The organism is Nostoc sp. (assembly GCF_036917135.1).
Classification (GTDB): Bacteria; Cyanobacteriota; Cyanobacteriia; order Cyanobacteriales; family Nostocaceae; genus Nostoc.
Genome location: NZ_JBALEA010000041.1, coordinates 67,684 through 89,168 on the forward strand (window position 1 = coordinate 67,684; position 21,485 = coordinate 89,168).

Sequence of the window (21,485 nt, forward strand, 5' to 3'; positions counted from 1 at the left end):
AAATTTTTTTCTTGGGATTTACGCACCCACAACAAAGTCCCCCAATTCACTGAATTGGGGGACTTTGTTGTGGGTGCCATTTTAGATTTTGGATTGTGAAAATGCTGGCTCTTTGGATATGGACTCTAAACCCACTTCTGGCAAAGGTGGACGCACAGATAAATAAATCAATGGGCCGAATAGTGGTATCAACGCTATTAACCAGAAAAACGGCGGATTTTTCCAACCGCGACGCGCCATATCATCCCCTAGTAATGTGGGAAAGAGTAGGGAAAGTAGACAGAAGTCTATGCTCATCACATGGATGAAGCGGTTAGTTTGCCATTCTTGGACAAAACTGCCCCAATCTCCTCCTCTTAAACCGTAGGCAACTAAAATCACTGTGGCTACTGTCAACACAAAACCAGTCACACGAGAATCTAGCACCTTGATTAAGGTATTCTTTTTACCAAGAAACTGATTATTGGGTTCTCGTAGGGTTAAGTAGGGCAACAAGGCAAAAGCACCAATTGCGAAAGAAGCAGTAGCAAACAGCCAACCAGGTATTTTTTGCCCTCTGCCATCAATCAAGACTACTGCACTGTAGATCAGGGGCCAGATGCCCATGAGGTTGAATAGTGCTATGACTAAGGGGTTAACGTCTTGCCACTGACCAACAGAAAGGTTTTTAATTAACTCGAATGTACCGGGTTGCTCAGGAGGCGCGAGGAAAAAAGCATAGATAATGAATCCCAGCCACAGCAAGCCAAAGGCGATTTTTCTAACCATGAAAGATTTAGGTAGTATTAATTATTGTTTTTGCCACTACAAATTAGGCTATCTGCTTGCTATTATATTGTTGATTCACCTAGACCCGTAGCGGCTTGTCCCTTAATCTCATCTGATAGGATTTAAGGATTGAAATAACTGAAAGCTTCTGAGAGGTAATCGGCAGCAGATGCTACGACTGCGATCGCACCTTCATAATCTAGGCGCGTTGGCCCTAAAACTCCCACACTTCCTACGGGTATAGAACCTCGGCGATAGTTGGAAGAAATCAAGGTGCAGGTGCGTATCGGTTCTAGAGGATTTTCTGCGCCAATGCGAACCGTTACCTTTGGTTTACCTGCATCCTCGTGCTCTGTCTCCTCAAATATTAATCGCCATAGTTGGTCTTGTTCTTCTTCCAACAGGTGGATAATGGTTTGTACTTGCTGTAACTGGGAAAATTCTGGCTGGCGCAAAACTTCTGACACACCCCGAACCATAATTTGGGTTGCAGTCGGCGCAAGAGTTCGACGAGTCAATTCAGCTACTGAATTTTTCAAAAATTCCCCGTAGCGTTGGAACTCTTGATCTAGTTCGCTCCAGTTGAGATAGGCTAATTCCAACAGACTTCGCCCCCGCAAGTGGCTATTCAAAAAGTTAGAAACAATCTGCAACTCGCGATCGATTACCTCAGAATCTCGTTCTGTTTCTTCCGGTGTTGGCGACAAATCCATCAACTTGGAATGTGTTTCATAACCATCAGTCACCACAATCAGCATGATCCGCCCTGCTTCAATTTGCACTAATTGCAGATGTCGCAATAGCGCTGTAGTAGTTTGCGGTAGAGTGATCAAGCTAATACAACCACTCAAGGTTGCTAAAATTTGTGCGGCTCCTTGCAGTAAGGTTTCTAAACTCCGATCTTCCCATTGGAGATGCTTTTGCAGTGCTAATTCTACTTCTCGCCCTAAAGTTTCCGTACCACCTCGCGGAAGCAAGCTACGCGTAGCGTCTGTCTGCGACACGCTGCGCGAATGCAGAGAAGGTGTCATTAGCTGGTCAACATAAATGCGATAGCCTGAATCTGAGGGTACACGTCCAGCAGAAGCGTGTGGTTGGTAGAGCAATCCAGACTTTTCTAAAACGCCCATCACATTGCGAATTGTCGCGGAGCTTACACCTAGATCGTACTCCTCGACTAAAGCCTTTGAACCAACTGGCTCTGCCGTAGCAATGTAGTGACGTACCGTTGCCCAAAGTATATGCTGTTGTCGATTTGTTAACTGAACTTCCATTATGGTATGTTTTGCTGAAGGCAAATTTTAATCAAACTCTGACAAAATTCGGAGATTTAATCGAAAACAGAAAATATTAATAATTGATTAAGATAGCAAATTATATAACTATCTTATGATAAGTATTTTTAAACTTGATATACGTACAGTATTTTTTCAGATTACGCTTGAAATATAAGGTAAAATTTTTCTGGTAAAAACTGCTAATTATAATGTACCCATAGGATGCTTCTTTATAACCGTACTTTCGCACAAATTTTCACTTGCAACAGTATTATTAGATACGTATTTTTTTGCACGGGATAATGCTGAAGTATGATTTTAACCAGTAGAAAATTTTTGTGCAGATGTAGTTAATGCCAAAATTCCAAGCTTTCCGGCAAGCATCTCAAGTGATGTACTACTTCTTTTAGTATAGCAAAAGCCAGATGGAAGAGTGACTTCCATCTGAGCAAAAGCTAATATTTGGGAATTGAAGGGTCTACTAATAAAGAATAGGCATCAATACCACCCGAAATATTTTGCACGTTTGTAAAACCTTGAGCAATCAACCACTGGCACATTTGGGCAGAGCGGATACCGTGGTGGCATAGGACAAGGGTTTCAGCTTGGGGATTGAAGAGGGTAGGTACTTGATCTCCCCATTCGGCAAATTGACTCAGAGGTAAGTTGACAAAGCCCTCAATGCTAGCGATCGCCAATTCTTCTGGTTCACGCACATCTACTAGCTGAATACTTGCATCACTAGAAGAAAGACGTTGCGCCAGTTCTTCTACACTAATTTGGTTCATCAGTTCCCTGTCATGAGGTTTTCGTAAACAGTCCTAACACTATTTATGGTGACAGAAAATCTCTGCCTTGACATCAGCATCCATTCTTAAGAGGGTTGATTAATTTTGCTAGGCTTTCTGCTTAAATGGCTGTAAATCGTCTTTTTTAATAGGTTTGATGTGAATAGACAACGTTCATCTATCGGTTTTATCGTCGCTGGGGCGATCGCACTGCTAGTAATTGCGATCGCAAGTTTTTACTGGTTTTTCACCAAAAGTCCGGCTAACCTTATTGCTTCTACCTCCCAGCCTGGTGCAGCCATATTCGTGTCGAAACTTTCCCCTGTAATGGTTTCATTACTGGCCAATCCTGACAGTTTACAGGTGTTGGAGCGGGAAGAGGAACTATCTAAACTCAAAACCAGTTTATTCGCCAAGAGTGGCATAGATTACAAACAAGACATTCAACCCTGGTTAGGGAACGAAATTACATTAGCAATCACTACCTTAGATATTGATCGAGACTTAGAAAACGGACAGCAGCCAGGGTATCTGTTGGCACTAGCAACCAAGCAACCCGAGAAAAGCCGCGAGTTTGTTGAGTTGTTATTTTCCAAACGGGCGTTATCTGGAGCAAACTTAGCTGTTGAACAATACAAAGGCATAAAGCTGATTTCTGACAATTCTCAACCAGAACAAGAGTTACTTGCTGGTGCTGTTGTTGGCGAAGGCTTTATGTTATTTGCCAACGATCTTAAAGTATTGCGAGATGCGATTAATAACGTCCAAGCGCCCGATCTGAATTTGACTAGCTCTGCCGAATACCAAAAAGCTACCAAAGAATTGCCCAAAGGGGGTTTAGCTGTAGCTTTCTTGAATCTTCCCATTGTGGCAAAATGGCAAGGGTTGGAGTTACCAGAACAACTTTATAATAGCCAAATCATATCCTTGGCGTTAAATCCCAAAGGATTGCTAGCAGAAACCACCTTTCTGACTTCATCAGAAATTGTCCCTCCATCTGCACCGCTATCTAAGCCTGTGGGAGCATTGCGATATATTCCAGCATCAGCAGGTTTAGCAATTTCCGGCTCAAATTTGAGTAATTTGGCTGACAGTGATTTAACTAAACTCTGGAGACAAACAACAGCAACTCTATATGGTTCTGGGGAAGATGTGATTTCGCGGCTAGCAAAACCTTTGGCGGATGTTCAAAAAGGCTGGGGTATAAACTTACCAGAGGATATTTTTAGCTGGGTACAAGGAGAATATGCCATTGCATTGTTACCAGAGAAAGAGCAAACAACACCTCATTGGATTTTTGTGGTGGAAAAATCTGAAGGTGTAGAAAAAGGCGTTGCTCGTTTAGATGCGATCGCTTCATCCAATGGACTCAGTATCAATCCCTTAACTATAGATCAGCAAAAAATCTCTGCATGGACAGAATTAACCACGGCTACAAAAAAAAGTGATGTTAAAGAAGGAGCAACTTTCAGCATTGAAACAAAAGTACGGGGATTGCATACAACTTTAGGAAATTATGAAATTTTCACCTCTGACTTAGAGACGATGGATAAAATTCTTACAACCAAGGATAATTCCATAATTGACAATCCCAATTTCAAAGATAGTATCGCTGCAATTCCCTTACCAAACCAAGGCTATATATATCTTGACTGGACAAAGAGCCAGAATTTTTTAGAGCGCCAAGTACCGATTCTCCAACTAGTGGAAGTTTTAGGCAAACCATTTTTTAATAATCTGCGATCGCTCACAGTTAGTAGTTATGGAACTGACACGCGATCGCTTAAAGGTGGTGTTTTTTTTAAACTCCATAGTTCATGAGATTTTCATAAAAGCTCAAGTGTAGAAGGTAAAAAATTATTTTCTACCTTCTACACTTTCTTACCCTATGATATTTACCTAAATTTTCTCTAGTATTTGCTATTTTTATTTGTAATCTTTCGATAGGTACTAGCTACTGGCACAGCAATTAGCTGGGTGCTTTCAAAGCCATGACTTGTGGCACATTTTAATGTGGCACAACCAACTGAAATTTCACTGGAATTTTTTCATTAGAATATGTATATATAACTACTATAAAAGCCTGTTGGAGGGCTACTATGAAATACTGTCGCCCCCGACTTCAGTTTTGTGGCTCTTGGCTGTTGGCTATACTTACCGCCATCACAGCTACCCCTGTAATAGCAGAGACAGCAAATTTTGGCACTTTAAATTTATCAACAAACTTTAATCCAGCACAAGGAACAATGCAAGGGTTTACAGGCGGTTCTTATTCATTGTCTGCCATTAGTAACCGCGATCGCGATCAAAAAGCCTGTATTGGCTTTGCCGATCCCAATCCAGATCACATTATGGTTTTGGAAAAGGACTTTTCCCAGCTAACAATAAAAGTTGATAGCAATAACAATGACACGACTTTACTCATCCAAGGCCCAGATAAAACTACAATTCGTTGCGGCGATGACACTGGTAAAAGTAAAGATGCTAGCATTAGCGATCGCAACTGGAAAAGTGGCACCTATCGGATTTGGGTAGGTACATTTAATCCTGGAGTCAAGCGGGATTATACTCTGAAAGTAGAGCAGCAATGATGGGAGTTAGGAATTGGGAAAAATTCATGTCCCATGCCCAATGCCCCATTCCCAATTTTTACGTGTAACACCTGAGAGGATAATATGGGAGAGTAGCTTGTTGTGCTTTCCGAGGGTGCTATCTCGTGCTATCTATACTGCGTGCTGACTTTCGTATCATATTTGAACGTGACCCAGCTGCCCGTAACTGGTTGGAAGTTTTATTTTGTTACCCTGGTTTGCAAGCCCTGCTATTCCATAGGCTGGCTCACTGGCTGTATACTATTGGTCTTCCCTTTATTCCGCGCCTGATTTCTCACTTGGCTCGGTTTTTCACTGGAATTGAAATCCACCCTGGGGCAACAATTGGGCAAAGTGTGTTTATTGACCACGGCATGGGTGTAGTAATTGGTGAAACTGCGATCGTGGGAGACTATGCCCTAATTTATCAAGGTGTCACCCTTGGGGGTACTGGTAAAGAATGTGGCAAGCGCCATCCAACTGTGGGGGAAAATGTGGTAGTCGGCGCTGGAGCGAAGGTACTAGGCAATATCCAAATTGGTAATAATGTCCGTATTGGCGCTGGGTCTGTTGTTCTCAGGGATGTGCCTTCAGACTGTACTGTGGTAGGGGTGCCTGGGCGCATCATGTATCGTTCTGGAGTTCGGGTTTCACCTCTTGAACACAATAACTTACCAGATTCAGAAGCTCAAGTAATTCGTGCTTTAGTAGACCGGATTGAGGCGTTGGAAGAACAAATACAAACTCTTCAGCGCACCAACTCTTCTGCAAAAACTCCTGTTTTAGTGGGTTGTTTAGTCACCAAAGAGGATGAACTAACCCACGATACTCGCTGGTGCAACCTCAAGGATAAGACCATCCAAGAATTTCTAGATGGTGCGGGCATTTAAAAAAGTGAGTAGTTAAGAGTGAGGAGTGAGGAATAAAAATCATAAATGTCAGGTTTGCACCTTCCAACTCCAAACTCATAATTGACAATATTTAAGGATTAATTGCTTGGCTAGACCATTCTTGCTGGTCATCACGGTGGTAAAGACATCGATTTTGTGGTTCGCCGCGTAATTCTAAGTGATCTACCTCCACCGGATCGAGTAGCAGTAGACAAAAATTAGGTACTGGCTGCACGGGTTCGGGTGCTGGTGGTGCAAAAGCTTCTGGGGTTTTTACTCTGGGTTTACCAGGATGGGGCCAAGCAAACTGTAAACGCGCCGCATCACTTAATTCTTGCCACATTGCGATTCGGGCTGGCTGTAAAACTTGGTGAAAATCATCACCGCTTATCAGGGTCAAACAACCTGTGATGCGGAATTGTTCTCGTGTATTGGGAAAGTACCAGCAAACTTCTGCCCAAGGTTGTTGTTGTATCTGGTCGGCTTTGGCGCTACGGTTATCGGTGATAAATTTTAGCTGGTTTGTATCTTCTAGAAAGCCGCGAAAGACTAGGGTACGATTAGCGGGGCGACCATTGGCTTGTAGCGTTGCTAGTTGCAGATAACGGGCATAAACAAGACTGCGGTTGCGATGGAGTGCATGGGCGATCGCACCTCGCCAAGGAGCAAGAGACATATTAATATAATTCGTAAAAGTCAGATTAAATCTGGGTTTCCAGGTTTGCATCTGTTGCCTTATTTTAGACAATTGGTACAAGGGACTTCCAAATAAAAAAATACTCAACTACTTCTTGTGGGGTGGGCGTCTCGCCCGCCCGTATACAAAGGCGGGCAAGATGCCCACCCCACAAGATTGGGTAATTTATTTATTGGAAGTCGCCAACACTAAGTAAATAATTTTGCAATCCTCTCTGTGTGAACCTTATCCCTAATTCAACGCATAATATACAGAATCTTATATAAATTCGTAGGTGATTTAATGGCAGAAATTCAAGTCGGTATTGAGGGTGAAGGCGCACCAGCAGCAGCCGAGGCTTTGCTAGAAATTCCTGGAATATCGGGAAGCTATGAAGTACCGACGCAAAGAGAGGGAACAATAGCAGCTGTTGCTACCATTATCGGCATTGTGGGTGGTGTTGCGGCTTTAGCTGAACAAATTCGCAAATGGTATCAAGAATGGCATCAATCTCATCCAGGAAAACATTTTGATGTGATAATTCTTGACCCTGATACTGGAAACAGGATTTTACTTGAAGAAGCTACCATAGAGGAAATCACGGAAATCCTCAAAGCTATCAGCAAATAAGTGCAAACTATCCGCATTCAACTTCGGGAATGTACGCAGGAAACAGTTGAACTCAGGTATTGGCTACCTCAAATAAAGCACTATGAATCACGTCGCCTGAAATTGGCAGAAATCGCTGATTTACTCAAGCAAGGCGATCGCGATTATTATAAACTGCTGCCTGATTTACGAGGAATGGGGAAGCAGTTATTTTTTTGGTTGGATGGGGATGGACGGTGGTTGAGTCGGGGAATTGCTAACTGTCGCGGTGAAGGGTTGGTAATTGCCATTGATACTGATAAAAAATTGGCACATCTACCTTGGGAAGTGCTGCATGATGGTGTGGATTTTTTGGTCAAGCGGGTTAATCCAGTGGTGTTACCTCTGCGCTGGATTGAAAAAGAAACGTCAGCGTTTTCTGTGGAAGCACGACAATTGCGAGTATTGTTTATGGCAACCGACCCGGAAGATGTGCAACCAAAGTTAGAGTTTGAACAGGAAGAAGCGAGAATTCTGGCTGATACGCGAGATTTTGCTGTAGATTTGCGGGTGGAAGAAAGCGGTTGCGTTAGCGAGTTGGGTAAGGTGTGGAGTCGCTATCTTGATGACTTTGATGTGTTTCACCTCACAGGACACGCCTCAATTAAAGATGCAGCACCTTACACGCCTTACTTTATTACTGAGACAGAAATCGGGGAACGCTACGAAACCACAGCCGCAGAACTGGCGGAAGTCTTTCGGTTTCGCTTTCCCAAGTTGGTGTTTTTATCTGGGTGTCGGACTGGACAAGCACCAGATAAAGGGGCTGTCCCTTCAATGGCTGAGGCGCTAATTGCACAAGGCGCTAGGGCGGTTTTAAGTTGGGGGCGGCCTGTGGAAGATCGGACAGCTACAGCCGCCGCCGCGCACCTCTACGGCAAGTTGGCAGCCGGATATCAATTAGCACAAGCACTCGCTAGCACTTACCAGCAGTTGTTTAAACAGAATGTGCGTGACTGGCATTTGTTGCGGTTATATGTCCAGGGAGAATGTCCCGGTGCGTTGGTGGAAGTGTTGGGAGATTTGCCACCCTCAGCGCCGGAACCTGCATACCAACAGTTTTTAGATCCCGATACCCAACAGGTGCGGGTGGCGAAACCCTCTGAGTTTGTTGGGAGACGGCGGACTTTGCAACGTTGTCTCAAAGCAATTCGCACTTCATTAGGGGTACTAATTCACGGACTAGGGGGTGTGGGTAAGAGTACTGTGACGGCGCGACTTCTGGAAAGGATGGTTGGCTATCACAGGCTGGTGAACTTTCGGCAACTGGATGAGGACAAACTGCTCAAAACCCTTGCTGAACAATGTACCTCGGAACGGGGGCATGAAATTCTCAATGGCAAGTTACCCTTGATGCAGCGCCTCACCAAGTTTTTCACGGAAGGACTGAATACCAAAGAACAGCGCTTTGCCTTTATGCTGGATGACTTTGAGGCTAATTTGGATTTACGCAATGGGGTTTATGTCTTGCAACCACAAGTTGTGGATGTACTGCTGGCGTTGCTGAAGGCGATGCAAAATTCCCAACTTCCCCACAAGGTAATTATTACCTGTCGCTACAATTTCACTTTGTCGGAACTGAATCATCGTCTGTACCGCGAACATCTGGGTGCTTTGGATAAGGCAGATTTAATTAAAAAGTATAAACGTCTGGATTCGTTTAATGGCAGTTGGCAATTTCAGCCAGAATTGTCTGAACGTGCCAAAAAAGCAGCAGATGGAAATCCTCGGCTGTTGGAATGGTTAGATAAGATTTTGCAAAATTCCCCCAAGTCGCTGGAAGCCGAGAGGGGAGTTGAGATGATTCTGCAAAAGATGGCAGATGCGGAAGAGAAGTTTCGTGAGGATATTTTGGCACAGGAATTGCTGAAGCAGCAAATTCCAGCTTTGCGTCAAATGCTGGGTAAGTTGTTGGTGTATGAGTTACCTGTTCCTCAAGCCGCTATTGACCCGATTTGCGAGGATATCTCAAGTTGGGAAAGTCATATTCAACGCGCTGAAATTTTGGGTTTGTTGGAAGTTACCCTCACCAACAACACAGAGAGGTTGTATCGTGTTCCCCGGATTTTGTCACCGTTGCTAGATTTTCCAGAAAACCCCAAGGGTGAAGAGTTGTATAAACAAGCTGCACAAATTTTGTATCGTCTGTGGTGGGAAGAGGCGGAAAGTTCTACGGAAGCACAAGAGTTAGAAATTCATCGCTTGGCTTTGTTGGGGAAGGATGAAGAGATTGCGGCGAAAATAGCTAGTTCATTGGCGGGACACTTGCAGCAAAAAAGTCGATTTCGGGAAGCGATACATCTGTGCAAATCAACCTTAGAAATTACTAAAAACCATAGTGTTCTTAGAGAAATTGCTTATTGTAAACACCAAATGGGTGAGGTTGAGCAAGCATTAAACTATTACCAACAAGCTTTAAATCTTTGTCCCACAGAAGACAAAACAGAATTGGCATCAATTTATCATCATTTTGGGATACTAAAAGCCAACAAAGGGGAAGTGGATGAAGCGATCGCACTTTTCAATCAGTCTTTGGAAATATTTGAACGCATTGGTGATGTCCAAGGCAAAGCGGCGACGTTGCACCAACTGGGAATTATCTACGCCAACAAAGGGGAAGTAGATAAAGCGATCGCACTTTTCAATCAGTCTTTGGAAATAACTGAACGCATTGGTAATGTCCGAACCAAAGCGGCGACAATGCACGAACTGGGAATTATCTACGCCAACAAAGGGGATGTGGATGAAGCGATCGCACTTTTCAATCAGTCTTTGGAAATAACTGAACGCATTGGTAATGTCCAAACCAAAGCGGCGACAATGCACGAACTGGGAATTATCTACGCCAACAAAGGGGATGTGGATGAAGCGATCGCACTTTTCAATCAGTCTTTGGAAATAACTGAACGCATTGGTAATGTCCGAACCAAAGCGGCGACGTTGCACGAACTGGGAATTATCTACGCCAACAAAGGGGATGTGGCTGAAGCGATCGCACTTTTCAATCAGTCTTTGGAAATAACTGAACACATTGGAAATGTCCAAGGCAAAGCGGCGACGTTGCACTGTCTGGGAATTATCTACGCCAACAAAGGGGATGTGGATGAAGCGATCGCACTTTTCAATCAGTCTTTGGAAATAAATGAACGCATTGGTAATATCCAAGGCGAAGCGGCGACGTTGAACTTTCTGGAGTATCTACGCCGACAAAGGGGAAGTGGATGAAGCGATCGCACTCTACAATCAGTCTTTGGAAATAACAGAACGCATTGGTGATGTCCAAACCAAAGCGGCGACGTTGCACTGTCTGGGATATATGTACGCCAATAAAGGGGAAGTGGATGAAGCGATCGCACTTTTCAATCAGTCTTTGGAAATATTTGAACGCATTGGCAATGTCCAAGGCAAAGCGGTGACGTTGGACGAATTGGCATTTATCTACGCCAACAAAGGGGAAGTGGATTAAGCGATCGCACTTTTCAATCAGTCTTTGGAAATATATGAACGCATTGGTAATGTCCAAGGCAAAGCGGCGACGTTGCACGAACTGGGAATAATCCACGCCAATAAAGGGGAAGTGGATGAAGCGATCGCACTTTTCAATCAGTCTTTGGAAATAAGTGAACGCATTGGTGATGTGCGAGTCAAAGCGGCGACGTTGCACGAACTGGCAATTCTCTACGCCAAGAAAGGGGAAGTGGATGAAGCGATCGCACTCTATAATCAGTCTTTGCAAATAACAGAACGCATTGGTCATGTCCAAACCAATGCGGCGACGTTGCACAATCTAGCAGCTATCTACGCCAATAAAGGGGATGTGGATGAAGCGCTCGCACTCTACAATCAGTCTTTGGAAAGAAATGAACGCATTGGTAATGTCCAAGGCAAAGCGGCGACGTTGCACGAACTGGGAAACATCTACGCCAACAAAGGGGATGTGGATGAAGCGATCGCGCTCTACCATGAGTGCTTGGAAGTTTTTGAACGTATTGGTGATGTTTATTGGAAAGCACTAACGTTGCATAATATAGCAAGTATCTACGCCAAAAAAGGGGAAGTAGAAGAAGCGATCGCACTCTACAATCAGTCTTTGCAAATAACAAAACGCATTGGAAATGTCCAAGGTAAAGCGGCGACGTTGCACCAACTGGCAATTCTCCACGCCGATAAAGGGGAAGTGGATGAAGCGATCGCACTTTTCAATCAGTCTTTGGAAATAAGTGAACGCATTGGAGATGTGAAAACTAAAGCGGCGACGTTGCACTGTCTGGAGTATCTACGCCAACAAAGGGGAAGTGGATGAGGCGATCGCACTTTTCAATCAGTCTTTAGAAATAAAAGAACGCATTCGAGATGTCCAAGGTAAAGTGGCGACGTTGCAATGTCTGGGAATTATCTACGCCAACAAAGGGGAAGTGGATTAAGCGATCGCACTTTTCAATCAGTCTTTGGAAATAACTCAACGAATTGATGATGTTCAAGGCAAAGCATGGACGTTGCAATGTCTGGGAAATATCTACGCCAACAAAGGGGATGTGGATGAAGCGATCGCACTTTACCATGAGTGCCTAAAAGTTTTTGAACGTATTGGTGATGCTTATTGGAAAGCACTAACGTTGCATAACATAGCAAATATCTACGCCAACAAAGGGGAAATAGATGAAGCGATCGCACTTTTCAATCAATCTTTGGAAATAAGTGAACGTATTGGGGATGTCCAAACCAAAGCGGCGACGTTGCAATGGCTGGGGTATCTACGCCAACAAAGGGGAAGTGGATGAAGCGATCGCACTTTTCAATCAGTCTTTGGAAATAACAGAACGCATTGGAAATGTCGCAGGTAAAGCCGCGACGTTGCACAATCTGGGACATATCTACGCTAATAAAGGGAATGTAGATGAAGCGATCGCACTTTTCAATCAGTCTTTGGAAATAAAAGAACGCATTGGTAATGTCCAAGACAAGGCAATGACTCTGTGGTGGCTAGGAGATTTGGCAGAACAACAGGGTGAATACACTAAAGCGATATCCTATTTGCAACCAGCTTTAGAGATTTTGCAGCGATTGAAGTCACCGGATGCTGAAAGTGTGAGTGCAAGTCTTGATAGGGTAATGCGTAATTCGTAATTACTGAAAGATTTTTGTCTCACGCAGAGGCGCAGAGAAGAAGGCGAGAGTGTGGTTTAAATAAATGAAAATTGCTGTAATGAGCCTTTGATACTCGTGAGCGAGTCTTTGATACTCGTGAGCGAGTCTTTGATACTCGCGCGAGAGTCTTTTATACTCGTGAGCGAGTCTTTGATACTCGTGAGCGAGTCTTTGATACTCGTGAATGAGTCTTTGATACTCGTGAATGAGTCTTTGATACTCGTGAATGAGTCTTTGATACTCGTGGACGAGTCTTTGATACTCGCGCGAGAGTCTTTGAACTCCATTAATGAACCTTTGAGCTTCGTTAATGAACCTTTGAGCTTCATTCGTGAACCTCAGAGCTTTGTTGATGAACTTCGGAGCTTCGTTGTGAACTTTGTTAATGTAGCAGAATGTTTTTAGAGGATGTGTTAAAAGTGGTCGGCTGTAATTTTAGGCACTTCTAGATCCCCCCTAACCCCCCTTAAAAAGGGGGGAACCTGAATCAATCAAAGTCCCCCTTTTTAAGGGGGATTTAGGGGGATCTCCAAGGGTTAGGCGTATAAAAAAAACTTTTCAAACATCCTCTTAGATTAAATCAGAATCTATGCCGAGCGATGTCTAACGACAAGCCGCTTTGCGTCTACGCAATTGTTATGCTTTATTTTATTAATGAATGTTGATAGCAATTCAGCAAATACTATTTTATTTGCAAATATCAAGAAGCTCAGATCCCCACCTTCTTTAAGAAGGTGGGGATCTTTTGTTCATTGGATATTAATTTTCCACTTGTTTGAGTTTCTGAAAAATTTCATCAAGTGGTGACTCAGATTCATCAGAACAAAATTCTAAAGCAAGTCTAACTTTTCCTTTTTTCCATCCCTGAGTACTAAATTGCAAAACCTCACAATTTAATCCTTGAGTATACAAATTTACTTCGTCTGTCTCTTCCGCTCCAATATATTCCTTAATTGCTGTAATCAAATCACGGACTTTAAAAGTTTTAGCAATATTTAACTTATTAAAAGTGTCTGGTTCTATAGACACAACTTCATCGTGATTTAGTCTCTCGAATCCATCTTCCATAAAAATCTCCTGTCACTAAACCTATATTTTCGAGAGATATAACAGTTCATCCGAAATAAAATAATGATTTTATAGATTTAGTGCTACTCAAGAAAAATCGGCGGAAATCCCATCCCTTCAAAGTGTCTGGGATAGCTGCCCGCCGATTTAGTCATTAGTCGATTTTCAGGTAGGGTCAATTCATGAATTGCCCCTACTCAGTGCTGAGTTATAAGTAAAAGAAAAATACTCAGTACTCTCTTCGTGAGGTTCTTAGAAAAACCAACCATAAGAATGCAAACCTTTACCCAAAAGATTCACACCGAGATAGCAAACCCAAACGACAATCAAGCCCGTCGAGGCTAAAATTGCGGGACTCCGCCCTTGCCAACCGCGAGTAATTCTGGCGTGAAGGTACGCGGCGAAGACTAACCAGGTAATTAATGCCCAAGTTTCTTTAGGGTCCCAACTCCAGTAGGAACCCCAGGCTTCGTTAGCCCAAACCCCACCGGCAATGATGCCAATTGTCAGTAGGGGAAATCCTAGTCCGATGATGCGATAGCTGATGTTGTCGAGGGTTTCGGCGAGGCTAAGGCGCTGGGGTGAAAGAGGTTCAGCAGATGCTACAGCTTGAGATTCAGGGGTAGTTACTAAATCCAAAACAGCAGTATTACCGTTACCGTTGCCATTGCTACTACTTTCAAAACGGGCAAAGCCGTTATTTTCAACAGCAGGGGTTGGTAGTTGAGAAATTAGTTCGGATGCTTTGTGCAAGCGGTAGCCGTTGCTGCGATAGCCACCAGTCCCAACAGAACTGCCTTGTAGTTGGATATTTTGACCGCGAGTCACAATTAAGAAAGCGATCGCTAATAATGAACCCACCATCAAAGCGGAATAACTCAACATCATGACGCTGACATGCATCATCAGCCAATTTGACTTCAAGGCAGGTACTAGGGGTTCTGACGTTTGCATCTGGGATGGTAGTGTCATAGTAGCAAAAGCTGCGATCGCCATCGCCACTGGAGCCGTCGCAACTCCTACTAAGCGGCTACGGCTACTATTTTCGGCAATCAGATGGACTGCGGTAATTCCCCAAGTTAAGAAAAATAGAGATTCATAGAGATTACTTAAGGGAAAGTAACCAGCTTCGATCCATCGTGCCCCTAATAGAGTAGCTATACACAAATTTGCGATCGCCATTCCAGCTGTCCCCAAAGCGGCTAGATAAGGCACATTCGGAAAAGCCGCTCCTCCCCAATACACCAGCATTGTCAGGAATAATATGGCAAAGGAGGCATTGTCCAGCCAGTTCTGGAGTACAACCAGATTCATAAAGTCTTCTCTCCGCGAGTGATTTAAAATATCGATTCTGACTATTCTGATCCTATCTGCTTACAGGGTCATAGCACAGGAGAAAGTTAAAGTTAGAGTAAGAAGTTAAGAGTTATGAATTAAAGTTTTTTAATCCCATTTCATTTTCCGGTTGCTACAGATGATATTGCTCTGAGATAAAAACACACCAGACGCGAAGATTTAGACATAGCAAGATTTTTGAGAATTGGTACAACTCCTAACGTACAGACGCGATTAATCGCATCTCTCGGGAGCATCCCAAATGTGCAAAAACCTTGATGTCCCTCATCCCCTAACCCCTTCTCCCAAACATGGGAGAGGGGCTGGGGGTGAGGGAAAACATTTAAGCTCTCATTGGGTGCTCCCCGTCTCTCCAAACTCTTAACTTTTCCAATTGGTGTTATGGAGAAGTCGCAGATGGTGTCGCAGAAGTGCTTTTATTGCTTTCTGGACTAGGCAATGTAGTCATGTTAGTAACTTTTTTCAGTGCTATAAAAATGTCGTAGATGTTACTGCGATTGTCGCTGACAGCAGATGTCATCCCAATTGAGCGAGTTGCATCTAGCAAAGTTTGTTGATTGGGAATTAGAGGTGGTAAAGGGAAATTTTTCACAGTTCGTTCAACATCCAGAAAGAATTGGCCATTTGTCGGATTTGGTTCTGTAGGAACTGTTTGTTGGAATGGAAGAGTGCTAGCTAGTGTGTTATTGGGTTTGGGAACAATTTTATCAGTGATGGGAGCGCCCACTACCAGAAAGGCGACATCTTCATCTAACCAGCCGTGGGTAGCAGTTAACGTACCATAAGGTGAAACCCAGTTAACAACGGGTTTATCTGCCACTTTCCCCGCTTGGACTTGGAATTGGTATTGATTTCTCATCACATCATCGAGCTGTTTTATGGATGTTTCAGCTGAGTTATGATCGCTTGCCTGTACCATAAACACCAAACCCGCACGAAAATCATCTGGTGAACCTGCTTTTGGAGTACTAGGAATCAATGATAAGGAAAATTCCCCTTTCATCCAACTGAGCAAATCCTTATCTAAATCGAGATTGAGCAGAGATTTTACACCACCTCGCAGCTTTTCTGGTGCCATCGGCGACAAAGGATTTCCCTGAGATGTTAAAACATAGTCTCCCCAAGACCTCTGTAAGTTACCGCCAGATAGCATCATCAAGGTATCCGCAGGTACGCGGCTTTGCATTTGACCCGCTTTGTTTTCCACCGCCAGGACACGTTGACTATTAGGGTTTAACCAAGAAACGCCCTTGAAGCGGATTCCTTCTGGCTCTAAGGTCATTGTCCCCGCTAAACCTTGGTTATTTTGCAGTTGAGCCAAAACTTGAGCAGGTAAAGGGTGGTTTGGAGAAGTTGCGGCTATTTTGGCTGCTGTTGGCACATTTACATAAAACTGGGCAAAGGGTTGGTAGTTGGCAATTTTTAGGAAATTCTCAGCAAAGCCCCCGGTTGTGGCTAGAGATGTTTTATTTTTGTATGCATCGATCGCTCGTTCTGTGGCTTTGGGACTATCAGTGATCACTAAAAAACGTCCATCTAGTAATGCCGCCGAGAAGTTTTCCCCTGCTTGTCCCTCACTTTGTTTGATGGCGATCCCTTCATAAGTACGGTCAATCCATTTGCCTTGTTTAAGGGCTTTGGGTTGTGCCAAAATGCTTTTGGCGATTTCTGGGTTTTTCACTGGCAATACCATTACCATCGACTGCTGATCGTTATCAGCATCTTCATTGGTGGTAACTGGTTTGGGTGCAGGTTTATTGCCGATCGCTGGGGCAAGAATTGCGATCGTCACGTCATTGCCTACCCAAGGAGCGATATCTTTCTGGAAGTCGTAACCATTATTAGTCAGAAAGCGATCGCGCAATTCTACTAAATTTTTGTCCAGTTCTGCTTGGGTTTCTCTTGTCCCAAACTGCCGCAATTGCTGCCACTGCTGGGGATCTGTTGTCAGAGAAACCGCAAACAGGGCATCACCGGGAATAATATTTGCACCTACTAGCAAATCGCTAGAAGATAGTTGTCTCTGAGTTAACAACCAGTATGCTGCACTTCCCGCACCAATCAACAACCCAGCAGCCGAAAGCGTCAGCACCAGAGACGGTTTCTTATTTTTCTTCATTGGGACAGACACAAGAGGCAGTGCCATTGAAACCTATACCTCATACTTGCAAACTCATTACTTCCTTGATTGGTTAAATTAACCAGAAAGTTTCTCGTTATCTAGGACAGTTAACTGCATAAATTTCTCGATCCTAAACATTGATCGTATTTCCGTAATCAACCTTCCCGAATGTTTCCAAAGTGGTTTTTTCGTGGTTAGTTACCTTTTTTAACACGCTTTGTTGAATTTCGCCGGACACTTCCTTTAAACGGTTGCCTTTATCGGCAAGTCTCCGAGAGTTAAATCTGTCATTTCAAGCACTTCGAGGATATAACTAACTTGGGTATTGCTGCAAGTCATCAGCAACCCACACTACCTTATATTTACAGAGCTTCCATCTCTAGTATTAACTTTATCTAACCTAGATTAATTGAGTGCCCGGGAGCCTCAGCATTAACAGCACTTAACTGCATAGGCCCCAAATATTTGGTTAAATAAGGCGAAAAAACTTCATAAATTAATGTCAGTGGCTGTCCATGATGCCAAAACAAGTAATGGCGACCCCAAAAAGACCCAGTTACATCAAAACCTGACTGTAACGCCAATGAATCACCGTAGTAAATTCCTCGAACATCCCGATACAACTCTGTACGAAGACGAGCTAAACTCGCCCAAATTGGTAATGAACGGTTTTGCAAATACTCATCTACATGACTGGCTTCCCACCATGAAGTAGCATAGGCTAATCGCTGACCAGAAGCAGTACGCAGCCATACTTGTCGCCGTAGTCGCGGACCTGGGACAGCTTGGATTAACTCAGGAGCATCATCCAAATCCATGCCAATTAATGACATATCAATGACATCTACTTCTACAGGTTCACCTGTGAGCAATTCTAAGTGACGTGTTGGAGAGCCGTCACCCAAAAGCATTAGCTGCCAAGCAGGTGCGAGATGAGTGTGAGGTAAACTTTGTTGAATTATTTCCTCCCCTCCTTGCCAAATCGGAGTGAGGCGATGCCAAGCTGGTGGCAGTGTTAGGTTATTTGTCGGCGTAAAAATAATACTCAATGCTTTTTACAAAACTTCATCTATCTCTATAAAAGCATAAAAAACTAGTAGTCCGTGAAGACAACTATGCTGGATAAATAAGTTTGTAGTAAGGAGTTTAGTCCTTGACTTAAGCGCTTTAGCGCTTACTACGAACCAAGCATTGTTCGCTTGACAGATTACTAAAGGTAGATTCATATTTAAGGGTCAAGAGTCTAAGGTTTTTTGACCCGTGACTATTGACCCTATGCTTAGACAAGCCAAAATGCGGATGGGGAGACTCGAACTCCCAAGGCAAAGCCACACGCACCTCAAGCGTGCGCGTATACCAATTCCGCCACATCCGCATGATTTATCTAAACATAGACTATAGCATAAGAAAATAATTATAGTAAGGTGATATCTAAATTAATTTGCTCAAAAATATAAATTTTCTCCAGGCGGTATCAGACTGACAGAAATCTAGCAGATCACGAGTGATATTAAAAAGGGTAGAGCTATTGTATTCGGCGGGGTGCGATGCCTGCGGCGGGCGTAGCCATCGCGCACCCGCCCGCTTTATAGCGATGTCTACGACGGGCTATGCACGCAAAAGACCAGCTTGGTAGTCTAGCCAAGACTTACAGCAGCAATGTTGTTAGTCTAGTAAGACCCGTAGAACCAGCAAGCCTGCAATATGCAAGTTTGCTTAGAATCAGGGTGGCGAGTCTCCTGTGATAATTTGAAATAATGCGGAAGCGTTGTTTCAAGTTGGATCAGAGAAAATGTGAATCTACTGGTAATGATATCGAAACTAAAAAATGAAGTTTGACAAAATATTAATTGCCAATCGGGGAGAAATCGCCCTTCGCATTCTCCGCGCCTGTGAAGAAATGGGAATTGCCACAGTTGCGGTTCACTCCACCGTTGACCGTAATGCTCTCCACGTCCAACTTGCTGATGAAGCTGTTTGCATTGGCGAACCTGCTAGCAGTAAAAGTTATTTGAATATTCCCAATATTATTGCTGCTGCACTAACACGCAATGCGACTGCCATTCATCCAGGCTATGGCTTTTTGGCAGAAAATGCTCGGTTTGCGGAAATCTGTGCCGACCATCATATTGCTTTTATCGGTCCAACTCCAGAAGCTATCAGGCGAATGGGGGATAAAGCCACTGCCAAAGAAACCATGCAAAAAGCTGGAGTACCAACGGTACCAGGTAGTGAGGGATTGGTAGAATCCGAGCAAGAAGGATTGGGATTCGCCAAAGACATCGGCTATCCAGTGATGATCAAAGCCACGGCAGGTGGCGGTGGACGGGGTATGCGCCTAGTGCGTTCTGAAGATGAATTTGTTAAACTTTTCCTCGCAGCCCAAGGAGAAGCCGGAGCAGCTTTTGGGAATTCTGGCGTTTACATAGAAAAATTTATTGAACGTCCCCGCCACATCGAATTTCAAATTTTGGCGGATAACTACGGTAATGTTATCCACTTGGGCGAACGCGATTGCTCAATTCAGCGCCGGAATCAAAAGCTACTAGAAGAAGCACCAAGTCCGGCTCTCGACCAAGACCTACGTGAGAAAATGGGACAAGCTGCTGTCAAAGCAGCCCAATTCATTAATTACAGTGGGGCGGGTACTATCGAGTTTCTCTTGGATAGATCGGGTAAATTCTACTTTATGGAAATGAACACCCGGATTCAAGTAGAACACCCTGTAACAGAGATGATTACAGGGATAGACTTAGTTGCTGAACAAATCCGCATTGCCCAAGGAGAAAGACTTAAGCTTACCCAAGACCAAGTAGTATTACGGGGTCATTCGATTGAATGCCGGATCAACGCTGAAGACCCCGATCATGACTTTCGCCCTTCTCCTGGAAGGATTAGCGGCTATCTTCCCCCTGGAGGTCCTGGTGTTCGGATTGATTCGCACGTTTACACAGATTACCAAATCCCGCCTTACTACGATTCCTTGATTGGCAAGTTAATTGTTTGGGCACCAGACCGACCCACAGCTATTAACCGCATGAAACGCGCCCTGCGGGAATGTGCCATTACTGGACTACCCACGACCATCGGGTTTCATCAAAGAATTATGGAAACTCCACAGTTTTTGCAGGGTAATGTCTATACGAATTTTGTGCAGGAAATGAACGGTTAGGGAAGTGGCAAATGGGGAGTGGGGAGTAGGGACTAGGGAGTAGGGGAAGACGAGGGAGATGGTAGTGTAACCAATGCCCAATTCCCAATTCCCAATGCCCCATCCCTAATTCACACGAGATAGCATAGTCAGCAATCCTTGTTGACCTAGCAGGATTTCTCGCACCAGGCTGAAAATACCAACCCAAATAATAGGTGTAATGTCCACTCCGCCTATAGGTTGCACTAGCTTTCGCAATGGTATTAAAAATGGCTCCGTAGGCCAAGCTATTAAATTAAAGGGCAAACGATTCAGATCCACTTGCGGATACCAAGTGAGAATGATACGAAATATAAATAAAAATGTCATCACCCCTAACGCAGGGCCAAGAATCAAAGCAGTCAGGTTAACACCAGTCATCGGTTTAAGCTACTATCTGTCTTGTAAAGAAAGAAAAATTTAGGCAACGGCAAGCCTTTCAGGTGACGCTCCTACATCGCTAACGCCAGTCGCTCATGGAGTAAACCCCCTTGGTACTAGCCTCTCTGGGAAAAGACCGCGCCGGCTCACTGCACTTTGCGACGCCGAATAGCCCGTCGTAGACATCGCTAGAAAGTTTTAAGCTTTGTAAAGCACTCTCATCATTATTTTAACCAAATGCTGTCACTTCGTTGTGAAATAGAAAAGCGAACTCGCTCACGCGGTTAACTCAACAACTGGTGAAAGCAGTTACCAAGTTTGGTAGTTCAGAGGTTAGAGGCTTCTCAAGAAAGTAATACACTATTAAAATTAGGATGAAGTGTGAAAAAAAAGGTTTAGAAGTATGACGCCTTCTTTAGCAAATTTTCTTTGGAGTCTGGCTTGGGGTACTGCAATTGTTGTGATACCCGTTACAGTTGGTCTAATTTTCATTAGCCAAAAAGATAAAATCCAGCGTTCATAATGCTTATGAGAGTTAAATTAACTCTCATAATCGATTGTCTGTCAGCTATCTACTTAATT

The 21,485-nt window shown here is 43.8% G+C and carries 15 protein-coding genes, 1 tRNA gene and 1 pseudogene; 7 read left to right on the forward strand and 10 right to left on the reverse strand.

Annotated elements, in window-relative coordinates; all coding sequences use genetic code 11:
- Positions 1–81 precede the first annotated feature (81 nt).
- The 3 genes from V7K50_RS12640 to V7K50_RS12650 form a co-directional block, all read right to left on the reverse strand.
- The gene (locus V7K50_RS12640; protein ID WP_334960414.1) at positions 82–768 is read right to left on the reverse strand and encodes a DUF2834 domain-containing protein; all 687 of its coding nucleotides are present in this window, start codon (positions 766–768) and stop codon (positions 82–84) included.
- 122 nt (positions 769–890) lie between these two features.
- Positions 891–2,042 (reverse strand): HrcA family transcriptional regulator, encoded by a 1,152-nt coding sequence (locus V7K50_RS12645; RefSeq protein ID WP_334960416.1) that lies wholly within the window; start codon positions 2,040–2,042, stop codon positions 891–893.
- A gap of 458 nt (positions 2,043–2,500) precedes the next feature.
- Complete coding sequence (locus tag V7K50_RS12650; protein WP_334804386.1) at positions 2,501–2,833, reverse strand: rhodanese-like domain-containing protein; 333 nt, start codon at positions 2,831–2,833, stop codon at positions 2,501–2,503.
- Between the two features lie 159 nt (positions 2,834–2,992).
- Between V7K50_RS12650 and V7K50_RS12655 the strand changes: the two genes are divergently transcribed.
- From V7K50_RS12655 to cysE, 3 genes are all read left to right on the forward strand, one after another.
- The gene (locus V7K50_RS12655; protein WP_334960418.1) at positions 2,993–4,654 is read left to right on the forward strand and encodes a DUF3352 domain-containing protein; all 1,662 of its coding nucleotides are present in this window, start codon (positions 2,993–2,995) and stop codon (positions 4,652–4,654) included.
- 278 nt (positions 4,655–4,932) lie between these two features.
- Entirely contained in the window at positions 4,933–5,424 is a 492-nt protein-coding gene (locus V7K50_RS12660; protein ID WP_334960420.1) for a hypothetical protein, read from the forward strand.
- Between the two features lie 125 nt (positions 5,425–5,549).
- Positions 5,550–6,314, forward strand: coding sequence for a serine O-acetyltransferase (gene cysE, locus V7K50_RS12665; RefSeq protein WP_334960422.1), 765 nt, complete (start codon positions 5,550–5,552; stop codon positions 6,312–6,314).
- Positions 6,315–6,405: 91 nt separating this feature from the next.
- Here cysE and V7K50_RS12670 read toward each other — a convergent pair whose 3' ends face one another.
- The gene (locus V7K50_RS12670; protein ID WP_334960470.1) at positions 6,406–6,990 is read right to left on the reverse strand and encodes an Npun_F5749 family FMN-dependent PPOX-type flavoprotein; all 585 of its coding nucleotides are present in this window, start codon (positions 6,988–6,990) and stop codon (positions 6,406–6,408) included.
- 303 nt (positions 6,991–7,293) lie between these two features.
- Between V7K50_RS12670 and V7K50_RS12675 the strand changes: the two genes are divergently transcribed.
- Positions 7,294–7,620 carry a hypothetical protein gene (locus V7K50_RS12675; RefSeq protein WP_334960424.1) on the forward strand — a complete coding sequence of 109 codons (327 nt, stop codon included), beginning with the start codon at positions 7,294–7,296 and terminating at the stop codon, positions 7,618–7,620.
- Positions 7,621–12,765: pseudogene (locus tag V7K50_RS12680) on the forward strand (tetratricopeptide repeat protein); the annotation flags it as partial.
- Between the two features lie 780 nt (positions 12,766–13,545).
- Here V7K50_RS12680 and V7K50_RS12685 read toward each other — a convergent pair.
- From V7K50_RS12685 to V7K50_RS12705, 5 genes are all read right to left on the reverse strand, one after another.
- Positions 13,546–13,854 carry a KGK domain-containing protein gene (locus tag V7K50_RS12685; RefSeq protein ID WP_179066929.1) on the reverse strand — a complete coding sequence of 103 codons (309 nt, stop codon included), beginning with the start codon at positions 13,852–13,854 and terminating at the stop codon, positions 13,546–13,548.
- 252 nt (positions 13,855–14,106) lie between these two features.
- A complete protein-coding gene (ccsB, locus tag V7K50_RS12690) occupies positions 14,107–15,168 on the reverse strand; it encodes a c-type cytochrome biogenesis protein CcsB (protein ID WP_334960426.1) in 1,062 nt (353 codons plus the stop codon).
- 421 nt (positions 15,169–15,589) lie between these two features.
- Positions 15,590–17,356: a DUF3352 domain-containing protein gene (locus V7K50_RS12695; RefSeq protein WP_334960428.1), complete on the reverse strand. Its 1,767-nt coding sequence runs from the start codon at positions 17,354–17,356 to the stop codon at positions 15,590–15,592.
- 371 nt (positions 17,357–17,727) lie between these two features.
- A complete protein-coding gene (locus V7K50_RS12700; protein ID WP_334960429.1) occupies positions 17,728–18,381 on the reverse strand; it encodes a chorismate lyase in 654 nt (217 codons plus the stop codon).
- 245 nt (positions 18,382–18,626) lie between these two features.
- Positions 18,627–18,707, reverse strand: a tRNA-Leu gene (locus V7K50_RS12705).
- 453 nt (positions 18,708–19,160) lie between these two features.
- On the opposite strand from V7K50_RS12705, the gene accC reads away from it, so the two are divergent.
- Complete coding sequence (accC, locus tag V7K50_RS12710; protein ID WP_334960431.1) at positions 19,161–20,504, forward strand: acetyl-CoA carboxylase biotin carboxylase subunit; 1,344 nt, start codon at positions 19,161–19,163, stop codon at positions 20,502–20,504.
- 105 nt (positions 20,505–20,609) lie between these two features.
- Here the strand turns inward: accC and V7K50_RS12715 are convergent, their stop codons facing one another.
- Positions 20,610–20,903 carry a YggT family protein gene (locus V7K50_RS12715; RefSeq protein ID WP_334960433.1) on the reverse strand — a complete coding sequence of 98 codons (294 nt, stop codon included), beginning with the start codon at positions 20,901–20,903 and terminating at the stop codon, positions 20,610–20,612.
- A gap of 403 nt (positions 20,904–21,306) precedes the next feature.
- On the opposite strand from V7K50_RS12715, the gene psbX reads away from it, so the two are divergent.
- Complete coding sequence (psbX, locus tag V7K50_RS12720) at positions 21,307–21,426, forward strand: photosystem II reaction center X protein (protein WP_094330563.1); 120 nt, start codon at positions 21,307–21,309, stop codon at positions 21,424–21,426.
- Positions 21,427–21,485: the final 59 nt, after the last annotated feature.

Excerpts from the sequence above, each read along its gene's own strand:
- V7K50_RS12715 (WP_334960433.1), bottom strand. The coding sequence starts at position 20,903 with ATGACTGGTGTTAACCTGACTGCTTTGATTCTTGGCCCTGCGTTAGGG.
- V7K50_RS12685 (WP_179066929.1), bottom strand. The coding sequence starts at position 13,854 with ATGGAAGATGGATTCGAGAGACTAAATCACGATGAAGTTGTGTCTATA.
- V7K50_RS12670 (WP_334960470.1), bottom strand. The coding sequence starts at position 6,990 with ATGTCTCTTGCTCCTTGGCGAGGTGCGATCGCCCATGCACTCCATCGC.
- V7K50_RS12645 (WP_334960416.1), bottom strand. The coding sequence starts at position 2,042 with ATGGAAGTTCAGTTAACAAATCGACAACAGCATATACTTTGGGCAACG.
- psbX (WP_094330563.1), top strand. The coding sequence starts at position 21,307 with ATGACGCCTTCTTTAGCAAATTTTCTTTGGAGTCTGGCTTGGGGTACT.
- V7K50_RS12640 (WP_334960414.1), bottom strand. The coding sequence starts at position 768 with ATGGTTAGAAAAATCGCCTTTGGCTTGCTGTGGCTGGGATTCATTATC.
- V7K50_RS12675 (WP_334960424.1), top strand. The coding sequence starts at position 7,294 with ATGGCAGAAATTCAAGTCGGTATTGAGGGTGAAGGCGCACCAGCAGCA.
- V7K50_RS12660 (WP_334960420.1), top strand. The coding sequence starts at position 4,933 with ATGAAATACTGTCGCCCCCGACTTCAGTTTTGTGGCTCTTGGCTGTTG.
- V7K50_RS12650 (WP_334804386.1), bottom strand. The coding sequence starts at position 2,833 with ATGAACCAAATTAGTGTAGAAGAACTGGCGCAACGTCTTTCTTCTAGT.
- accC (WP_334960431.1), top strand. The coding sequence starts at position 19,161 with ATGAAGTTTGACAAAATATTAATTGCCAATCGGGGAGAAATCGCCCTT.
- V7K50_RS12695 (WP_334960428.1), bottom strand. The coding sequence starts at position 17,356 with ATGGCACTGCCTCTTGTGTCTGTCCCAATGAAGAAAAATAAGAAACCG.
- ccsB (WP_334960426.1), bottom strand. The coding sequence starts at position 15,168 with ATGAATCTGGTTGTACTCCAGAACTGGCTGGACAATGCCTCCTTTGCC.